The organism is Brenneria sp. L4-2C (assembly GCF_040240335.1).
In the GTDB taxonomy this organism is placed as follows: domain Bacteria; phylum Pseudomonadota; class Gammaproteobacteria; order Enterobacterales; family Enterobacteriaceae; genus Brenneria.
Window position 1 is genome coordinate 226,948 of sequence record NZ_JBEIAC010000004.1, and the last position, 15,073, is coordinate 242,020.

Here is a 15,073-nt window from a genome sequence, read left to right on the forward strand (position 1 = left end):
GATGCGAGCGGCCATCTCTGACCGCTGCGACGATTATCTGATCTCTTCCGCCGTTTTCCGCAGGCGGGATTTCAACTGGCTGTATTCCTGCTGGACATAATTTTCCGCCCATTGCTGGTTCTCTATCGCCTCCAGTTTGACCGCGCAGTATTTGTATTCCGGCGTTTTGGAGATGGGATCGAGGTGATCCAGCGTCAGTTCGTTGCAGGCGCCGATCCACCATTGATAGGTCATATACACCGCGCCTTTATTGACCCGTTCGCTGACGGCGACGCGGGTAATCACTTTGCCGCGCCGGGAGGAAACCCAGGTCAACTGTTGGTCGCGCAGTCCCAGACGTTCGGCGTCCGCCGGATTGATCTGCACGTAGCCGGGTTCGTCCGCCAGCGTTTGCAGCGCGGTGCAGTTGCCGGTCATGGAGCGGCAGGAGTAATGGCCGACTTCGCGCACGGTACACAGCACCAGCGGGTAATCGTCGTCAACCAGCTCCATCGGCGGCCGCCATTCGGTAGCGAACAACAGCCCTTTGCCGCCGGGACGGTCAAACTTGTTGCCGGCGTACAGCCACGGCGTGCCGGGACTGTCTTCCGTGGCGCAGGGCCAGGGTACGTATCCCAGTCCGGCCATTTTTTCATAGGTCGCGCCGTAGTACAGCGGGCATAAATGGCGCAGTTCATCCCAGATTTCCTGGGTGTTGTTATAGTGCATCGGATAGCCGAGCGCGGTCGCCATCAGGCTGATGATTTCCCAGTCGGGTTTGACATCCCCTTTCGGTTCGACCGCTTTGTAAAAGCGCTGGAAACCGCGGTCGGCGGCGGAATAGACGCCTTCGTGTTCGCCCCAGGAGGTCGCAGGCAGGATCACGTCGGCCACCGAGGCGGTTTTAGTCATGAAGATATCCTGTACGATCAGTAGCTCCAGCTCGCTAAACGCTTCCCGCATCATGGACAGGTCCGGCTCGGTTTGCAGCGGATCTTCGCCCATCACATAGTTTGCCCTGATTTTCCCTTCTTTGATCTTGTGCGGCACATCGGTAAGCGAATAGCCGATTTTGTCCGGCAGGCTCGGCACGCCCCAGGCTTTGGCGAATTTGGCGCGGGCCTGTTCGTCCGTGACCTTTTGATAACCGGGGAACACATTCGGCAGGGCGCCCATATCGCAGGCGCCCTGTACGTTGTTTTGACCGCGCACCGGACCAACGCCCACGTTGGGTCGTCCCAGATTGCCCGTCAGCAATGCCAGTCCCGACAGGCCCTTCACCACGTCAACGCCCTGACCCCACTGGGTTACGCCCATGCCCCACAGAATGGTCGCCGATGGCGCGGCGGCGTACATGCGCATCGCTTCACGGATCAACTGCGGCGACAGGCCGGTGATGTCCGCGACGTATTCCGGCGTGTATTTGGCGACGATCTCGCTATATTCCTCAAACCCTTCCGTATAACGGGCGACATAGTCCTGGTTATACAGTCCTTCATTAAGCAGCACGTTGGCAAAGGCGTTGACCAGCGCCATATTGGAGCCGTTTTTCAGCGGCAGCCACAGGTCGGCGATACGCGCGGTTTCGATGTGACGCGGGTCGCAGACGATAATTTTGGCGCCGCGCTCTTTGGCTTTCAGGATGCGGCGGGCGACGATCGGGTGCGAATCGGCGGCGTTATAGCCGAACACCAGAATACATTCGGTATGCTCGATTTCATTGATGGAGTTGCTCATGGCCCCGTTACCCAACGTGACCTGTAAGCCGGCGACGGAAGGGCCGTGGCAAACGCGGGCGCAGCAGTCTACGTTATTGTTGCCGGTGACGGCGCGCGCGAATTTTTGCATCACATAGTTGGTTTCATTGCCGGGGCCGCGAGACGATCCGGTATGCATAATGGATTCGGCGCCGTACTTCTCTTTGATGGCCTTCAATCGAGAACTGGCAAAGGTGATGGCTTCATCCCAGGACACCGCTTCAAAGGGTTCGCCCTTATGACGCCGGATCAGCGGCTGTTTCAAGCGCGGCGTCAGCAATTTGGTGTCGTTAAGAAAATCCCAGCCGTAATAGCCTTTCAGGCACAGTTCGCCTTCGTTGGTATGGCCGTTGGCGCCTTCTGCGCCGACCACTTTGCCGTTTTCAACCAGCAGGTTAATTTTGCAGCCTGACCCGCAATAGGGACAGACGGTGATAACTTTCTGCATGATGATTATTCTCCTTCAGCGTACCTTGAGCGGCACCGTTCAGAACTGCATTCCTGCGGCATCATCAAGCGCCGCACGCCGTTGTTTTTGTCGGATCATCGCCTGAATATCGTCGCGGCCGATCATCCGTAATGCTTTCGTCGGACACACCTCCACACAGGCCGGGCCTGCGGCGCGCCCTTCACAGAGGTCGCATTTCTGCGCTTCGGCCTTGATGCACTGGCCCAACGTCTGGTAATGGCTGACGCGGGCAACGGGTTTGCTGATCACGGACATGGCGCCGTAGGGACAAGCCACGACGCAGGTTTTACAGCCGATACATTTTTCCTGCTGCACCTTGATACGGTCATCCGCGCGGATGATGGCGCCGTTGGGACAGACGTTGGCGCAGGGGGCGTCCTCACACTGACGGCATTGCACCGTGGTGCTGATATTCAGCCCTTTTACCACCTTGAGGCGCGGTGAAAAATGCTCAGGGGATAATGAAGACGTTTTACCGTCGCCGTGGGCCAGTACACAGGCAATTTCACAGGTGCGACAGCCAATACATTTCCTTGAATCTGCAATAACGAAACGGTTCATAACATCGTCTCCGACCTGGGGTCAGGTGAAAAAATTAGGGTGTCGACATTACTCTTGGAGTGACACATCGCTACTGATAAGCAGGGTTTGTGCCAACAACCGTGTAGTCTTTTTAATTTATTGAATATTGGCGATTTTTCGTTTTTTTCCATTGAAATTCATGGCGGCGAAAACAAGGGTGACGACGATGGGGATGCCGGTTCGGCAGATTTGACGATCGGCGTCGACCCTCATGGATACGCGCAATCCGGCATCCCGCGCTACAGCGTCTGAAAACCGCCGTTCTCCCGCCAACCGGCCAATCGCCGGTAGATCTGGTTCACCGCCTGTTCCACTTCCTGACTGAGCGGGAAATAGAACGCCACCAGCGACGGCTGAATGCCGATAAAAATCACTTCGGGAATATCCTCTTTCAGGCTATCGATCAGGAAATTCAGCGGCAGATTATGGGTGTTCATCAGCAGATCTTCGGCGATGCGCGTCGGATCGACGATGCGGATTTCACCGGGCGCCAGCCCCATATCGGTGGCGTCCACCACCAGCAGCCGCCTGGGTTGCCGCGCGCGGAGCTGATGGACCGCATTTTCGGGAATGGCGCCGCCGTCAATCACCGACCAGCCGGCAACCGGATTTTGCAGCATGCGTTCGGCCAGCAGCGGCCCGGCGCCATCGTCGCCCATCATACTGTTGCCGACGGCGAGCACCATATTGTCGACACGTGGGTTAAGTTCAGTCATCAATCCGTTTCACCATTAAATAAAGCGCCGTTTCCCGTTCAATCGCCTGTAGATAGGCGAGCAGAGTGTCGGTCCAGTCGGGGTAGGCGTCCTGACCGTCGGATAACCGGCTGAAAGCCTGTCCCAGCAGTTTGGTGTGGCTGCTATCGATAACGATTTCGCCGAATTTCATCAATCCGGCCATTTTACGCCGCGCGTCACCGTCGGGGAGTTGACCGATCCAGCGTTGATAGTCCGTCAGCGGACAGGTCAGTATGCGTTTCAAACAGTCGATCACCCCGACGTGGTGGCCGATCGACAACGAGTAATACATCACCTGTTGCGCCTGTTCCGGCACTTTGTCCTTGCTGTCGAGGAACTTTTGATTCAGCGCGTAGAAAATCGCCTGACTGTTCATCGGTAGCGCTCCCCCCTTAGCAGCGACAGGTAAATTTGTTGCAACCGCCCGACGATTTCATTCAGCCGTGGGTCGTTATGGGGTTGCAGCCAGTCGTTGATGCGTTGCTCGAAACCGTCCAGCGATTGATTTTCCAGCCGGGCCAGAAAGGCGTCGCAGATTTCCCGTCCCTGACGGTATCCCGCCATACGTCGGGCTTCCCGTTCCAGCAACACGCGCAGATCCAGCGGGACGCCGGGATGAATCAACGCCGCTTTTTCATCCGCCCCCTGCTGATGTGCGCTGCCGTGCAGCTTTTGTTCCAGCAGGCCGAGCGCGACGGCGAATCCATAGAGGGTGGCGGCGGGCGTCGGCGGACAGCCGGGAATATAGACGTCGATCGGCACGATGGTATCGCTGCCGCCCCAGACGCAATACAGGTCGTGGAAGATGCCGCCGCCGCAGCCGCAGGCGCCGTAAGAGATACAGATTTTCGGATCGGGCGCGGACTCATAGGCGCGCAGCGCGGGCGTTCGCATGGCGCGGGTCACCGCGCCGGTGAACAGCAGAATGTCGGCATGACGGGGCGAGGCCACCACTTTGATGCCGAAACGTTCGGCGTCAAAGACCGGAGTAATGGCGGCAAAAATCTCGATTTCACACCCGTTGCAGCCGCCGCAGTCGACGCGGTAAACGTAGGCCGAACGCTGGATATCCTTCAGCAGCGTTTTTTTCAGCTTTTGCGCCTGTTCATCCAATACGATCGGCGTGGTTCGGTAGTGATCGACGTGAGTGCTCATGATTTGCTCCCTTTGATCGTCGCTGGCGCGCCGCCGGCCGTTGATTGAACGTAGCGGCTCAGCATCACATTGTCTTTATTGTCCATATTCTGTTTGCGTTTACATTCGGGACAGGTCGCCAGGTGATCGCGCCGCGACGCCGCCTCTTGTTCGGTTAAACCGGACTGCGCCATCAGCGCTATGACGTATTCCACCTCTTTTTGCGGCGCAAAAGGACGGTGGCAGACATGGCAATTCAGCAGGTTAAAGGTGGCCCGCTGATAGAGATCGGCCTTACTGGCGACGGCCATTTCAAACTCCTGCGACAGCACGATGGCGCGGGTCGGACAGACTTCCTCGCAGCGTCCGCAGAAGATGCAGCGCCCGAGAAACAGTTGCCAGGTGCGGGTACCGTTGACGACATCGGTTTCCATCGTCAGCGCATTGGCCGGGCAGGCCATGGTGCAGGCGGCGCAGGCGATGCATTGTTCGGCGTCGTATTGCGGTTTGCCGCGAAATCCCGTGGGAACGTCCAGCGGTTTAAACGGGTATTTCACCGTACTGTTGCCCGCTTTGAGGATGGTTTTAAACAGTTTCAGCATGATTCATCCCTCTACTTGAGCGGCGAACGGGTACGTTCCAGGCCGTAACGTTCCATTTCTTTATAGGGCACGGTGGTGATTTTCTGTTTGCGCACGTCGATCAGCGTCACCCGGTCGGTACAGGAGTAACAGGGGTCCAGACTGCCGATAATCAGCGGCGCGTCGGAAACGGTATTGCCGCGCAGCATATAGCGCAGCACCGGCCAGTTGGCGTAGGTGGCGGCGCGGCAGCGCCAGCGGAACAGCTTCTGGTTGTCGCCGGTCATGCTCCAGTGGATATCTTCGCCGCGCGGCGCTTCGGCAAAACCCAGTGCGAATTTGTGCGGCTGATAGGTGAAATCTTCGTTCAGCAACGGGCCTTCCGGCAGATTGTCCAGACCGTATTCAATCATCGCCATCGAGGTGAACACCTCGCGCACCCGAACCAGCACGCGGGAATAGACATCGCCCGCATCCAGGTGATGCAGCTCCATCGGCAGATCCAGATAACCCGCATAAGGGTGGTCGATACGCATATCCCGCTTAAAACCGCTGGCGCGGATCATGGGGCCGACCGGGCTGTAATCGCGGGCGACTTTCTTATTGAGAATGCCGATACCCTGCGTGCGCTGCCCCATGTTAGGCGTGCTGAGCAGCATGTCGGTCAGTTGGCTGACCTCGGCGCGCATCTCCCGGATCAGCTTGATGGTCTTTAAGCGATCGTCTTTCAGAATGTCGCGGCGGATACCGCCAATCAGGTTCAGACCGTAGGTTTTTCGCGCGCCGGTCAGCATTTCCGCGATGGTCATCGACTTTTCCCGAATACGGAAAAACTGCATAAAACCGGTATCGAAACCGACAAAGTGGCTGGAAAGCCCAATGTTCAGCAGATGGCTGTGCAGGCGTTCCACTTCCAGCAAAATGCTGCGAATGCTGTGCGCCCGCGCGGGAACGACAATGCCTAACGCATTTTCGATGGAAGAGGTGTAAGCCACGCTGTGGGTAAAACCGCAAATACCGCACACCCGGTCCGACAGAAAGGTCACTTCGTTATAGCCCATGCGCGTTTCCGCCAGCTTTTCCATGCCGCGATGGACATAGAACAGACGATAGTCCGCATCGATAATCTGTTCACCGTCCACGAACAGGCGGAAGTGGCCGGGTTCATCTGAGGTGATGTGCAGCGGCCCGATGGGTACCACGCGGGTGGCGCCGGTGGCTTCATTGGTGAAGGTATAGGATTCGTCATCGCGGGTGGGTTGCGGTCGTTGACGGTAATCCATGGCATCCTTGCGCAGCGGATAGAGATCGTCCGGCCAGTCGTCCGGCAACACTAGCCGGCGCTCGTCGGGCAAACCGACCGGGATCAGACCATACATATCGCGAACTTCGCGTTCGCCCCAGACGGCCGCCGGTACGCGGGGCGTCACCGACGGATATTCCGGGTTATCCGGGCTGACCAGCGTTTTGACGATCACCCAGCATTTTTCGCCTTCCTCCATCGACAGCACGTAATAAACGGCGAAGCAGCCATTCAATGAACGTTCATCGTTGCCAAACAGCACGGACAGCCAGCCGCCTTGTCGGTAGTAAAGAAATTCCACCACCTCAGGCAACGAATCCGGTTTGACGGTCAGGGTCAGTTGATTGGATGTTTGCCACTCTTCCTCCAGAATGGCCGCCGGGAATCGCTGCCTGACCTGCGCGGCATAACCGGCGCCGAGTTTGTCAGCAGGGGATCCCTGGCTGGAAGTAGGGGTTTCATTCATCACGATACATCTCCTGACGCGAAAGGGTGGGCGCTGTATGTTCAGCGGTGTGAAGTCCGGTCGTGTCGCCGTCCGCGGTGCGCAGCCAGGGCGGCAGGAACGGGCTATTCAGTTCAATCTCGTTGTGTCGTGCCGCGTTGCTGACGATGGTCGTCGCATTTTCCAGCAGGCGGATAACCGGCTGCGGGATGTGCGTCCCCATCACCAGCATCAGGATCAGCAGCACAACCATCGGCGCGGTGGTCATGATCCCTAATTCGCCTTTACTGACCGCGGTCGGGCTACTGCCCAGCACGGTACTGGCAACCATACGCACCAACCCGGCCAGCACCACGGTCAGCAACGCCAGCAGGGCAATCACCAGCCAGAGATGGCCGGCGGCGAGCCCTGCGCTCACGGTCATAAATTCGCTGAGGAATACATTGAAAGGCGGCATCCCGCCCAGCGCCAGCGCCCCGCCGGCCAGTAAGGCGCCGGTGAGCGGGGCGACGCGCATGATGCCTTTAATCGCATCCATATCGCGCGTGCCGTATTTCAGCAGGACATTGCCGGAACCGCAGAACAGCAACGTTTTCGCCAGGCTGTGATTCAGGGTATGCAACAACGCCGCGAGAATGCCCAGCGGGCCGCCGATCCCCAGCGCAACGGCGATCAGCCCCATGTTTTCAACGCTGGAATAGGCCAGCAGGCGTTTCATATCGCGCTGAACCAGGATCAGGAAGGCGGCGACCGCGACCGACAGCATGCCGAAAACCAGCAGCAGCGTACGGGGGAAGTCGGAACCGATGGCGGCGCTGACGATAATGTAATAGCGCACAATCACCAGCAGCGCGCAGTTCAGCAATACCGCGGACAATAGCGCGCTGGTCGGGCTTGGCGCTTCGCTGTGCGCATCCGGCAGCCAGGCATGCATCGGGAACAGGCCGGTTTTGGTGCCGAAGCCGATGATGATAAAGATAAACGCCAGATGCATCAGCGTGCCGTCCAGTTCGCCCGCATGTTTCAGCACCTCCGTCCAGAAGATGGCGTCGCCCGGTTCCGCCATCACGCTGGCGGCGTTGGCGTACACCAGCACGGTGCCATACAGGCCGAAAGCGACGCCGACCGTACAGATGATGATGTATTTCCAGGCGGCCTCCAGCGAAGATCGCTGGCCGTAGAGGCCGACCAGAAAGGCGGAGCTCAGGGTGGTGGCTTCAATGGCGGCCCACATCAGGATCAGGTTGTTGCTGGTGATCACCAGCAACATGGTGAACAGGAACAGATGGAAGAATCCGTAGTAGTAGCACAGGGTGGTCACCGTGATTTCCCCGCCGTCGACCTCATGGCGCATATAGCCCATGGAGTACAACCCGGTGAGAAAGCCGATGATGCCGAGAATAGACAAAAACAGGGCGCTGAGGCTGTCCAGATGCAGCCAGTTATGTACGGCCAGAATTTCTCCGTGCTGGTACACCAGCCAGACCTGCTGCATGGAAACCGCCAGCAGGGCGAGAATGCCCAGCAGATGGATAAGGCTTACCAGCCTGCGCGCCTGACCGCCGGTAAAGCGGCACAGGAAAGCCAGCAGCGCGGTAACCAGCGGGGTGGCGAGAAGGGTGAGAAGGAGAGCGGTAGTGGTCATGTTGTTCACCCCTTCAGCGCGGTTAGCTGTTGCACATCGAGCGTGTTAAGCGTGCGGTAGATTTTGCGGGCCATCAGGGCCATGACGATCACCGCGAAAATCGCGTCGGTGGCGATGCCGATTTCCACCAGTTCCGGCGCCCGGTTCGCCAGCAGCGCCAGCGTCAAATGAGCGCCGTTTTCCATCAGGCAATAGCCGAATACCTGTTTGAGGATATTGCGTTGGGTGACAATGCACAGCAGGCCGATCATGAAGTGGCCGAGGGAGACCGCCAGCGCCGGTTTCAGCGAACTGACCATCGGCAATTTAACCGGTTCGACCACGAAGTAGCACAGCACCACAATCAGGGTCGCCAACAGGATAATCACCGCCGGGCCGACGACGCCGCCATCGGCCTTCGGGTCGTCCAGCTTGCGAAACGCCCAGTACATAATGACCGGAACCAGTATGACTTTGGTGATAAACGCGCTCAGGGACCACAGATATAGCTGGTGAGCCTGTAGCAGTTCGGCCAGCGAGAAGAAAATCAGCACCAGCACCAGCGACTGTAGCGCATACAGGCAGGCCGATACCGTCGGGCGTCGGGCGCAGATTACCAGCAGGGAAGTGATAATCAGCAACCCGGCCAGGTTATTAATGATCAGAGATCCAGTCATCATTTATCCTTAGTTCAGCCAGATGGCGGCTATAACGCTTGAACATACCGACATGACGATCAGCACGATCAACACCCCCTGCATCGCCCAGGGTACGGGCGTGGCGGCGGCAACTTCTTCGGACGGTTCCCCCGGCACGGTGCGGCCGAACCAATAGAGAAGCCAGGCAAAACTGGCTACCGACTCAATCAGCGAGATAACGAGCAAAGGCAGCAGCCAGACGTATTCCCGCGACAGGCTGAAACCGGCGGCGAACAGGGGGAATTTACTGAAGAAACCGTTAAACGGCGGTACGCCGGCAATCGCCAGCGCCGCGACGCAAAATCCGACGCCCAGCAGCGGCATTTTCCGCATGATGCCTTTCAGCTTCGGCAACATCCGGGTGCCGCAGCTGTAGCTGAGCGCGCCGGCCACCAGGAAAAACAGGCTCTTGGCAAAGGCATGGTTGAAGATGTACGCCACGCCCGCGTCGAACGCCATGCGCGAGCCGAACGTCGCCAGCGACAGGGCGAAGAAAATGTAGGCCAGTTGCGTAATGGTGGAGTAAGCCAGCAGCCGCTTCATGTCTTTTTGCGGCAAATACATGATGAAGCCGTACACCATGGTGATGGTCGCCATGACGATGCCGACCGCGCCGATAATGTGTGGCACCTGCTCGGCGGAAAGGATCGCCCGGGCGAAAATATAGACGCCGACTTTCACCATCGACGCCGCATGCAGATAGGCGCTGACCGGCGTCGGCGCTTCCATGGCGTCGGGCAGCCACATGTGCAGCGGAAGCTGCGCCGATTTCCCCCAGGCGGCGAACAGGATGCCGCTAAATACGATGATTTTGCTGTCGTTGTCCAACTGCGCCAGCGCGCTCAGCGCGAACGTTCCGGTCTGCACGAACAGATAAGCCGCTGCCAGATAAAGCCCGACGGAAGCAATGTGCGTGACCAGCAGCGCTTTCAACGCCGAACGCAGCGATTTCGGCTGCTGGTAATAACCGATGAGCGCCCAGGAGCAGCCGCCGGTGATTTCGAAAAACAGCAGTTGCCCCAGCAGGGTGGATGACAGCGTGACGCCGGCCATCGCGCCGATGAACACCAGTAGAAAGGCGTAATAGCGGTTGGTGCCTTCGTGCGGATGTTCCCGGTTGCCCAATGTCAGATAGCCCGTGGAATAAATGCTGACCAACAGGCCGAGGAAGACCACGGCAAAGCCGATCAGCAGGCTGATGCGGTCGAACAGAAAACCGAACAGCTCAGCCTGGCCGTAGCGGTAAAGGGTATAGGCAACATCCGTTTTCCCCCCGGCCAGATAGCCGTAGCCCAGCCAGGTCATGCCGAGCGTCGCCAGCAAAGCGAACAGGATACAGAGCCCTTTGGCCCGGCGCTGCGGCAGGGCGGCTATCAGCAGCGCGCCGATAAACGGCAGCAGGATGGTCGCAAGGGCAACATTCTTTAAGACGAGAATATCCATGATGAATGCCTACTCCTTATAGACCGGTAAGATAGAAAACGAACGCCAGCGCCGCCACGCCGAAGCCTAACCAGGTAACATGTCCGGTGAGCAGGAAGCGCCCGCGCGCCAGGCTGTTTTCAATTAAGGCGGCGACAAAAAACACCACGATCAGCTTGATAAGAAAGGCGATCGAACCGCCGATCAGGGCGGCCAGCGTAAAGGTTTCGGCTTTGCCGAACGGAATAAAGATGGACAGAAACAGGGCGGCCACCACTACCTGTTTCAGACTGATCCCCCATTTCAGCAGCGCCAGCGCCGCGCCGGAGTATTCCGTCAGCGGGCCTTCCTGTAGTTCCTGTTCGGCTTCGGCCACGTCGAACGGGATTTTGCCCATTTCGATGAAGACGGCGAACGCGCAGGCCAGCAACGCCATCGCGGTGGCGGTTGGCGACAGCCAATGGCGGCCAGCCAGCATGCTGCTGATATTGCCGATGTTGGTGGAGCCGGCAATCAGCGCGACCACCAGCAACGCCAGTATCATTATGGGTTCGACCAGGATCCCCAGCGTGAGCTCGCGGCTGGCGCCGATGCCGGCAAAGCTGCTGCCGGAGTCCAGACCGGCCAGCGCAAAGAAGAAGCGGAACAGCGCGAACAGGTAGAGCAGGGTAATGACGTCGCCGCCGGAACCAAACGGCGATACCCAGGTGACGATGGGCAGCGTCATGGCGACCAGCAGCATCGTGCCGATCAGGACGTAAGGCATCAGGCGAAAAACGCCGCCCGCATGCTGCGGCGAAACATCCTGCCGTTTCAGCAGCTTGAAGATGTCACGGTAGTCCTGCAATACGCCCGGCCCCTGCCGGGAATGCATTTTGGCGCGAATAACCCGCGCCATGCCGGACATCAGCGGAGCCAGCGCCAGCAACGCCAGCGCCTGAATCACCGCGCAGGCGATCAGGCCGGAAACAGGCAAGGCCAGCGTCCCTGAGTTTATCGTTCCTGTGATTGAGCTATCAGCGATCATCATGTTCTCCTCAGGCCATCGTCAGCAGCAGGATCACCAGGGCGGCGACCACATACAGGCAGTAAACCCGGAAGTCGCCATGCTGAATCCGCTGCGTGACGCGGCCGATACGCTGGGCCAGGCCGACCAGCGGCATGACGAGGCGCGTATCCCAGACGGGTTCGGTTCGCCCGGCGGCCAGCGTGGTTTTATCCAGCGCGATTTGCATCATCGGCGCCGGATCCAGCGTTTTACGTATTCGGTACAAGGGCGCGAACATCACGCGCAATGGCTGGGTGAAGCTGGCGGCGGAGGCCGCCATCGCAGGCTCGTAGGCATAGCCGCAGGCCCAGGGCGTGCCGCGTCGGCGAAAATTCAACCGCGTTCCTTTGGCGCCGATATACAGCAGCAACGGCAGGAGCGGCAAGGCCAGCAGCAGGATGAAAATCAGCGGCGCCGCCAGCGAGGTTTGCGCCGGGTCGCCGGGGAACACCAGCATGCCCTGCGCGACAAGCGGCGCGGCGGTTCCCGTCAGGCTGGCGGCGACCCGGCCTATTACCGGCGCCACTGCGCTGGCGCCCACGCCCAGCGCGATGCACAGCAGCGCCAGCAGCCACATGGCGGCGGTCATCGGCCACGGGACTTCCCGCGCCTGAGCCGCTTTCTCGCTGCGGGGCGCGCCGGAGAAGCTGATGCCGTAGACCTTGACGAAACACATGGCCGCCAGCGCGCCGGTAATCGCCAGCATAACGATGGCGATTGGCGCGACCAGCCGCAGTGAGAAGCTGCCTTCTTTATTCAGGGTGAACAGCGACTGGTAGGTAAACCATTCGCTGACGAAACCGTTCAGCGGCGGCAGCGCGGAAATCGCCATACAGCCGATGAGAAAGGCCAGCGCGGTATACGGCATCACGCGCGCAAGGCCGCCCATTTTCTCCATATCTTTGGTATGCAGACGGTAAATCACCGCGCCGGCGCCCAGAAACAGCAACCCCTTGAAGACGGCGTGGTTCAACAGGTGGTACAGGCCGCCCAGCAGGCCAAGCGCCGCCAGCAGCGGGTGATGCGTGGCGATGCCGATCATCCCCACGCCGACGCCCATCAGAATGATGCCGATATTTTCCACGGTGTGATAAGCCAGCAAGCGTTTGATATCGTGTTCGGCCAGCGCGTAGAGCACGCCGAGCACCGAGGAGACCGCGCCGAACGCCAGCACCACCACGCCCCACCAGACTTCAGCGGCGCCCAGCAGGTCGATGCCCACTTTGATGATGCCGAAGATGCCGATTTTCACCATCACGCCGGACATCAGCGCCGAAGCGTGAGACGGCGCGGCCGGGTGCGCGCGCGGCAGCCAGCCGTGTAACGGCAGCATCCCGGCCTTGGCGCCGAAGCCGAAGAAAGCCAGCAAAAATACGATGGACGCCTGCGGCGCGGAGAGGGTCGCCTGGCGGAAATCGGCGAAATCCAGGCTGTTGCTGTGCCGATACAGCAGGAAGAAGGCGATCATGATCAGCACCGAACCGGCGTGAGCGATTAAAAAGTAAAGCAGACCGGCGTTGATGGCTTCTTCGTCCTGATCGGAAATCACCAGGAAGTAGGAACTGAGCGACATCATTTCAAACAGGATGATGAAATAAAAGGCGTTATCGACAACCACCAGCGCTACCATCGAGGCGATAAACAGATTCATAAAGAACCCCATCGCCCAGGCGCGTCCCCGGTACTCCTGTAAATAAGACAGCGAATAGAGCGCGGTGACGACCGTCAGCAGCGAAATAACCAGGATGAGGAACGCGGCGAGCGCGTCCATTCTTAGCGTTAAATGAGCAAACGCGGCGAATGGCCCGGCGAAGGTCGCCGTCAGCAATTGACCGTTGAGCAAAACCGGCAGGGCGGCGGCGATGCCGCAGAGTCCGGCCAGTGCGGAACTGAGGCCGCTCAGCAGAATCGCCACAGACTCGGCGCGGGCCAGACACAGGGACAGCAACGCGCCGACGGCGTAGAGCGTCAGCGCCAGCGCCAACCATTCCAGTGAAGTCATCATAGTTTATTCTCCCGTTCGGTCGCGTCTGGCGGGAAGGGCAGGTTGCCGGCCGGCCATTCCATTGCATGGCGGCGTTTCTCCGCCGTCACGCGTTCGAGTTCCCGTTCGTCGACGATGAACAGCGCCTTGGTGGGACACACCCGGACGCATTCAGGCCCCTGTTCCTGAAAGGCGCAGAGGTCGCATTTGACGGCGACGCTGCGTATTCCGGCATGCCAGGCAAGAAAAGGATTGATGGAGGAAACGCTGCATGGGACGTCGGAAAGCAGGGACAAAGGGATATTCTGACTGAAGGTCTCCGGGATAGCCTGCGGCTTGCTGCCGGACGGCGTTATCGCGCCGAAGGGGCAGGCAATGGCGCAAAGTTTGCAGCCGATGCAGGTATTTTCGTTTAGCACCACCGCCTGATCCTGATGCGTGATGGCATTAACCGGGCAGACTGTGGCGCAGGGCGCATCTTCGCAATGGCGGCATAACACCGGCGCGGTGCCGGCGAGGTCGCGTTCCACCGTCAGGCGCGGATGCGATTGCAACCCCTGGCGGCGGTGTACCTGCGTACAGGCGGCCATGCAGGTGTTGCATCCGATACAGCGTTTGGGCTCCGCAATGACGAAGCGGTTCATAGCCATACCCTCCGTGGGGAAATATTAGCGTTTGCAGCGCTGAAGCATATTTCGTGCCACGTCAGGAAATGATAGCGCCAGAGCGCGGCGGCCAAGGGCTGAGGCAAGAGACGACGGCTATCGCACTGAGGGAGGCGATGCGCTCGACATTAGTGTCGACAGCTTCCCGGCCGGCGGTTTCGACACTTTTGACGATGAGATTATTTTTTACGTCTGGCGCTTTTTCGTCGTGTGGAGACCGGCGGGAATCAGCCGATGGCTGTGTACGGTTTCAGCAGGCGATCCCCGCCTACGGCCGCGGGGATGACGAGGGTGTTTGCGGGGATGACGGAGGGTGTTTGCGTGAATGACGGGGTCGTAGTGGATACCATGTTGATTATCCAAAGTCACATCTCGCCCGCGTGTCATTCCCGCGTAGGCGGGAATCAGGCGATGACTGTGTACGGTTTCAGCAGGCGATCCCCGCCTACGGCCGCGGGGATGACGGGGTGTTTGCGGGGATGACGGGGTGTTTACGGGGATGACAGGGTATTTGTGGAAATGACGAGGGTGTTTGCGTGAATGACGGAGTCGTAGTGGATACCATGTTGATTATCCAAAGTCACACCTCGCCCGCGTGTCATTCCCGCGTAGGCGGGAATCAGCCGATGGCTGTGTACGGTTTCA

At 59.1% G+C, this 15,073-nt stretch carries 13 protein-coding genes; all 13 read right to left on the reverse strand.

The features are described from left to right. Positions 1 to 33: 33 nt before the first annotated feature. Positions 34 to 2,184: a formate dehydrogenase subunit alpha gene (fdhF, locus tag ABRZ26_RS08900; RefSeq protein WP_319603901.1), complete on the reverse strand. Its 2,151-nt coding sequence runs from the start codon at positions 2,182 to 2,184 to the stop codon at positions 34 to 36. 39 nt (positions 2,185 to 2,223) lie between these two features. Further along, on the reverse strand, positions 2,224 to 2,766 hold the full coding sequence (locus ABRZ26_RS08905) for a 4Fe-4S dicluster domain-containing protein (protein WP_319603902.1): 543 nt from the start codon (positions 2,764 to 2,766) through the stop codon (positions 2,224 to 2,226). Between the two features lie 260 nt (positions 2,767 to 3,026). Further along, a complete protein-coding gene (gene hycI, locus ABRZ26_RS08910; protein ID WP_319603903.1) occupies positions 3,027 to 3,503 on the reverse strand; it encodes a hydrogenase maturation peptidase HycI in 477 nt (158 codons plus the stop codon). Continuing rightward, positions 3,496 to 3,900: a formate hydrogenlyase maturation HycH family protein gene (locus ABRZ26_RS08915; RefSeq protein ID WP_319603904.1), complete on the reverse strand. Its 405-nt coding sequence runs from the start codon at positions 3,898 to 3,900 to the stop codon at positions 3,496 to 3,498. Before ABRZ26_RS08915 ends, hycI begins: the two co-directional genes overlap by 8 nt. Beyond that, entirely contained in the window at positions 3,897 to 4,679 is a 783-nt protein-coding gene (locus ABRZ26_RS08920; protein WP_319603905.1) for an NADH-quinone oxidoreductase subunit B family protein, read from the reverse strand. Before ABRZ26_RS08920 ends, ABRZ26_RS08915 begins: the two co-directional genes overlap by 4 nt. Beyond that, on the reverse strand, positions 4,676 to 5,260 hold the full coding sequence (gene hyfH, locus ABRZ26_RS08925) for a hydrogenase 4 subunit H (protein WP_319603906.1): 585 nt from the start codon (positions 5,258 to 5,260) through the stop codon (positions 4,676 to 4,678). The genes ABRZ26_RS08920 and hyfH overlap by 4 nt, the downstream gene beginning before the upstream one ends. Before the next feature lie 11 nt (positions 5,261 to 5,271). Further along, positions 5,272 to 7,008: a hydrogenase large subunit gene (locus tag ABRZ26_RS08930; RefSeq protein WP_319603997.1), complete on the reverse strand. Its 1,737-nt coding sequence runs from the start codon at positions 7,006 to 7,008 to the stop codon at positions 5,272 to 5,274. Beyond that, positions 7,001 to 8,632 carry a hydrogenase 4 subunit F gene (locus ABRZ26_RS08935; RefSeq protein ID WP_319603907.1) on the reverse strand — a complete coding sequence of 544 codons (1,632 nt, stop codon included), beginning with the start codon at positions 8,630 to 8,632 and terminating at the stop codon, positions 7,001 to 7,003. Before ABRZ26_RS08935 ends, ABRZ26_RS08930 begins: the two co-directional genes overlap by 8 nt. A 5-nt stretch (positions 8,633 to 8,637) precedes the next feature. Continuing rightward, positions 8,638 to 9,288, reverse strand: coding sequence for a hydrogenase 4 membrane subunit (hyfE, locus tag ABRZ26_RS08940; RefSeq protein ID WP_319603998.1), 651 nt, complete (start codon positions 9,286 to 9,288; stop codon positions 8,638 to 8,640). 9 nt (positions 9,289 to 9,297) lie between these two features. Then, positions 9,298 to 10,752, reverse strand: a complete 1,455-nt coding sequence (locus ABRZ26_RS08945; protein ID WP_319603908.1) for a hydrogenase 4 subunit D — start codon at positions 10,750 to 10,752, stop codon at positions 9,298 to 9,300. Positions 10,753 to 10,768: 16 nt separating this feature from the next. Further along, positions 10,769 to 11,638 carry a respiratory chain complex I subunit 1 family protein gene (locus tag ABRZ26_RS08950; RefSeq protein WP_413556138.1) on the reverse strand — a complete coding sequence of 290 codons (870 nt, stop codon included), beginning with the start codon at positions 11,636 to 11,638 and terminating at the stop codon, positions 10,769 to 10,771. 130 nt (positions 11,639 to 11,768) lie between these two features. Beyond that, positions 11,769 to 13,784, reverse strand: coding sequence for a hydrogenase 4 subunit B (gene hyfB / locus ABRZ26_RS08955; RefSeq protein ID WP_319603909.1), 2,016 nt, complete (start codon positions 13,782 to 13,784; stop codon positions 11,769 to 11,771). Continuing rightward, a complete protein-coding gene (locus ABRZ26_RS08960; RefSeq protein ID WP_319604000.1) occupies positions 13,781 to 14,407 on the reverse strand; it encodes a 4Fe-4S dicluster domain-containing protein in 627 nt (208 codons plus the stop codon). Before ABRZ26_RS08960 ends, hyfB begins: the two co-directional genes overlap by 4 nt. Positions 14,408 to 15,073: the final 666 nt, after the last annotated feature.

What these genes read in the sequence shown, in the direction of transcription:
- fdhF (WP_319603901.1), bottom strand. Translation starts at nt 2,184, where the DNA reads ATGCAGAAAGTTATCACCGTCTGTCCCTATTGCGGGTCAGGCTGCAAA.
- ABRZ26_RS08905 (WP_319603902.1), bottom strand. Translation starts at nt 2,766, where the DNA reads ATGAACCGTTTCGTTATTGCAGATTCAAGGAAATGTATTGGCTGTCGC.
- hycI (WP_319603903.1), bottom strand. Translation starts at nt 3,503, where the DNA reads ATGACTGAACTTAACCCACGTGTCGACAATATGGTGCTCGCCGTCGGC.
- ABRZ26_RS08915 (WP_319603904.1), bottom strand. Translation starts at nt 3,900, where the DNA reads ATGAACAGTCAGGCGATTTTCTACGCGCTGAATCAAAAGTTCCTCGAC.
- ABRZ26_RS08920 (WP_319603905.1), bottom strand. Translation starts at nt 4,679, where the DNA reads ATGAGCACTCACGTCGATCACTACCGAACCACGCCGATCGTATTGGAT.
- hyfH (WP_319603906.1), bottom strand. Translation starts at nt 5,260, where the DNA reads ATGCTGAAACTGTTTAAAACCATCCTCAAAGCGGGCAACAGTACGGTG.
- ABRZ26_RS08930 (WP_319603997.1), bottom strand. Translation starts at nt 7,008, where the DNA reads ATGAATGAAACCCCTACTTCCAGCCAGGGATCCCCTGCTGACAAACTC.
- ABRZ26_RS08935 (WP_319603907.1), bottom strand. Translation starts at nt 8,632, where the DNA reads ATGACCACTACCGCTCTCCTTCTCACCCTTCTCGCCACCCCGCTGGTT.
- hyfE (WP_319603998.1), bottom strand. Translation starts at nt 9,288, where the DNA reads ATGACTGGATCTCTGATCATTAATAACCTGGCCGGGTTGCTGATTATC.
- ABRZ26_RS08945 (WP_319603908.1), bottom strand. Translation starts at nt 10,752, where the DNA reads ATGGATATTCTCGTCTTAAAGAATGTTGCCCTTGCGACCATCCTGCTG.
- ABRZ26_RS08950 (WP_413556138.1), bottom strand. Translation starts at nt 11,638, where the DNA reads ATGTCCGGCATGGCGCGGGTTATTCGCGCCAAAATGCATTCCCGGCAG.
- hyfB (WP_319603909.1), bottom strand. Translation starts at nt 13,784, where the DNA reads ATGATGACTTCACTGGAATGGTTGGCGCTGGCGCTGACGCTCTACGCC.
- ABRZ26_RS08960 (WP_319604000.1), bottom strand. Translation starts at nt 14,407, where the DNA reads ATGAACCGCTTCGTCATTGCGGAGCCCAAACGCTGTATCGGATGCAAC.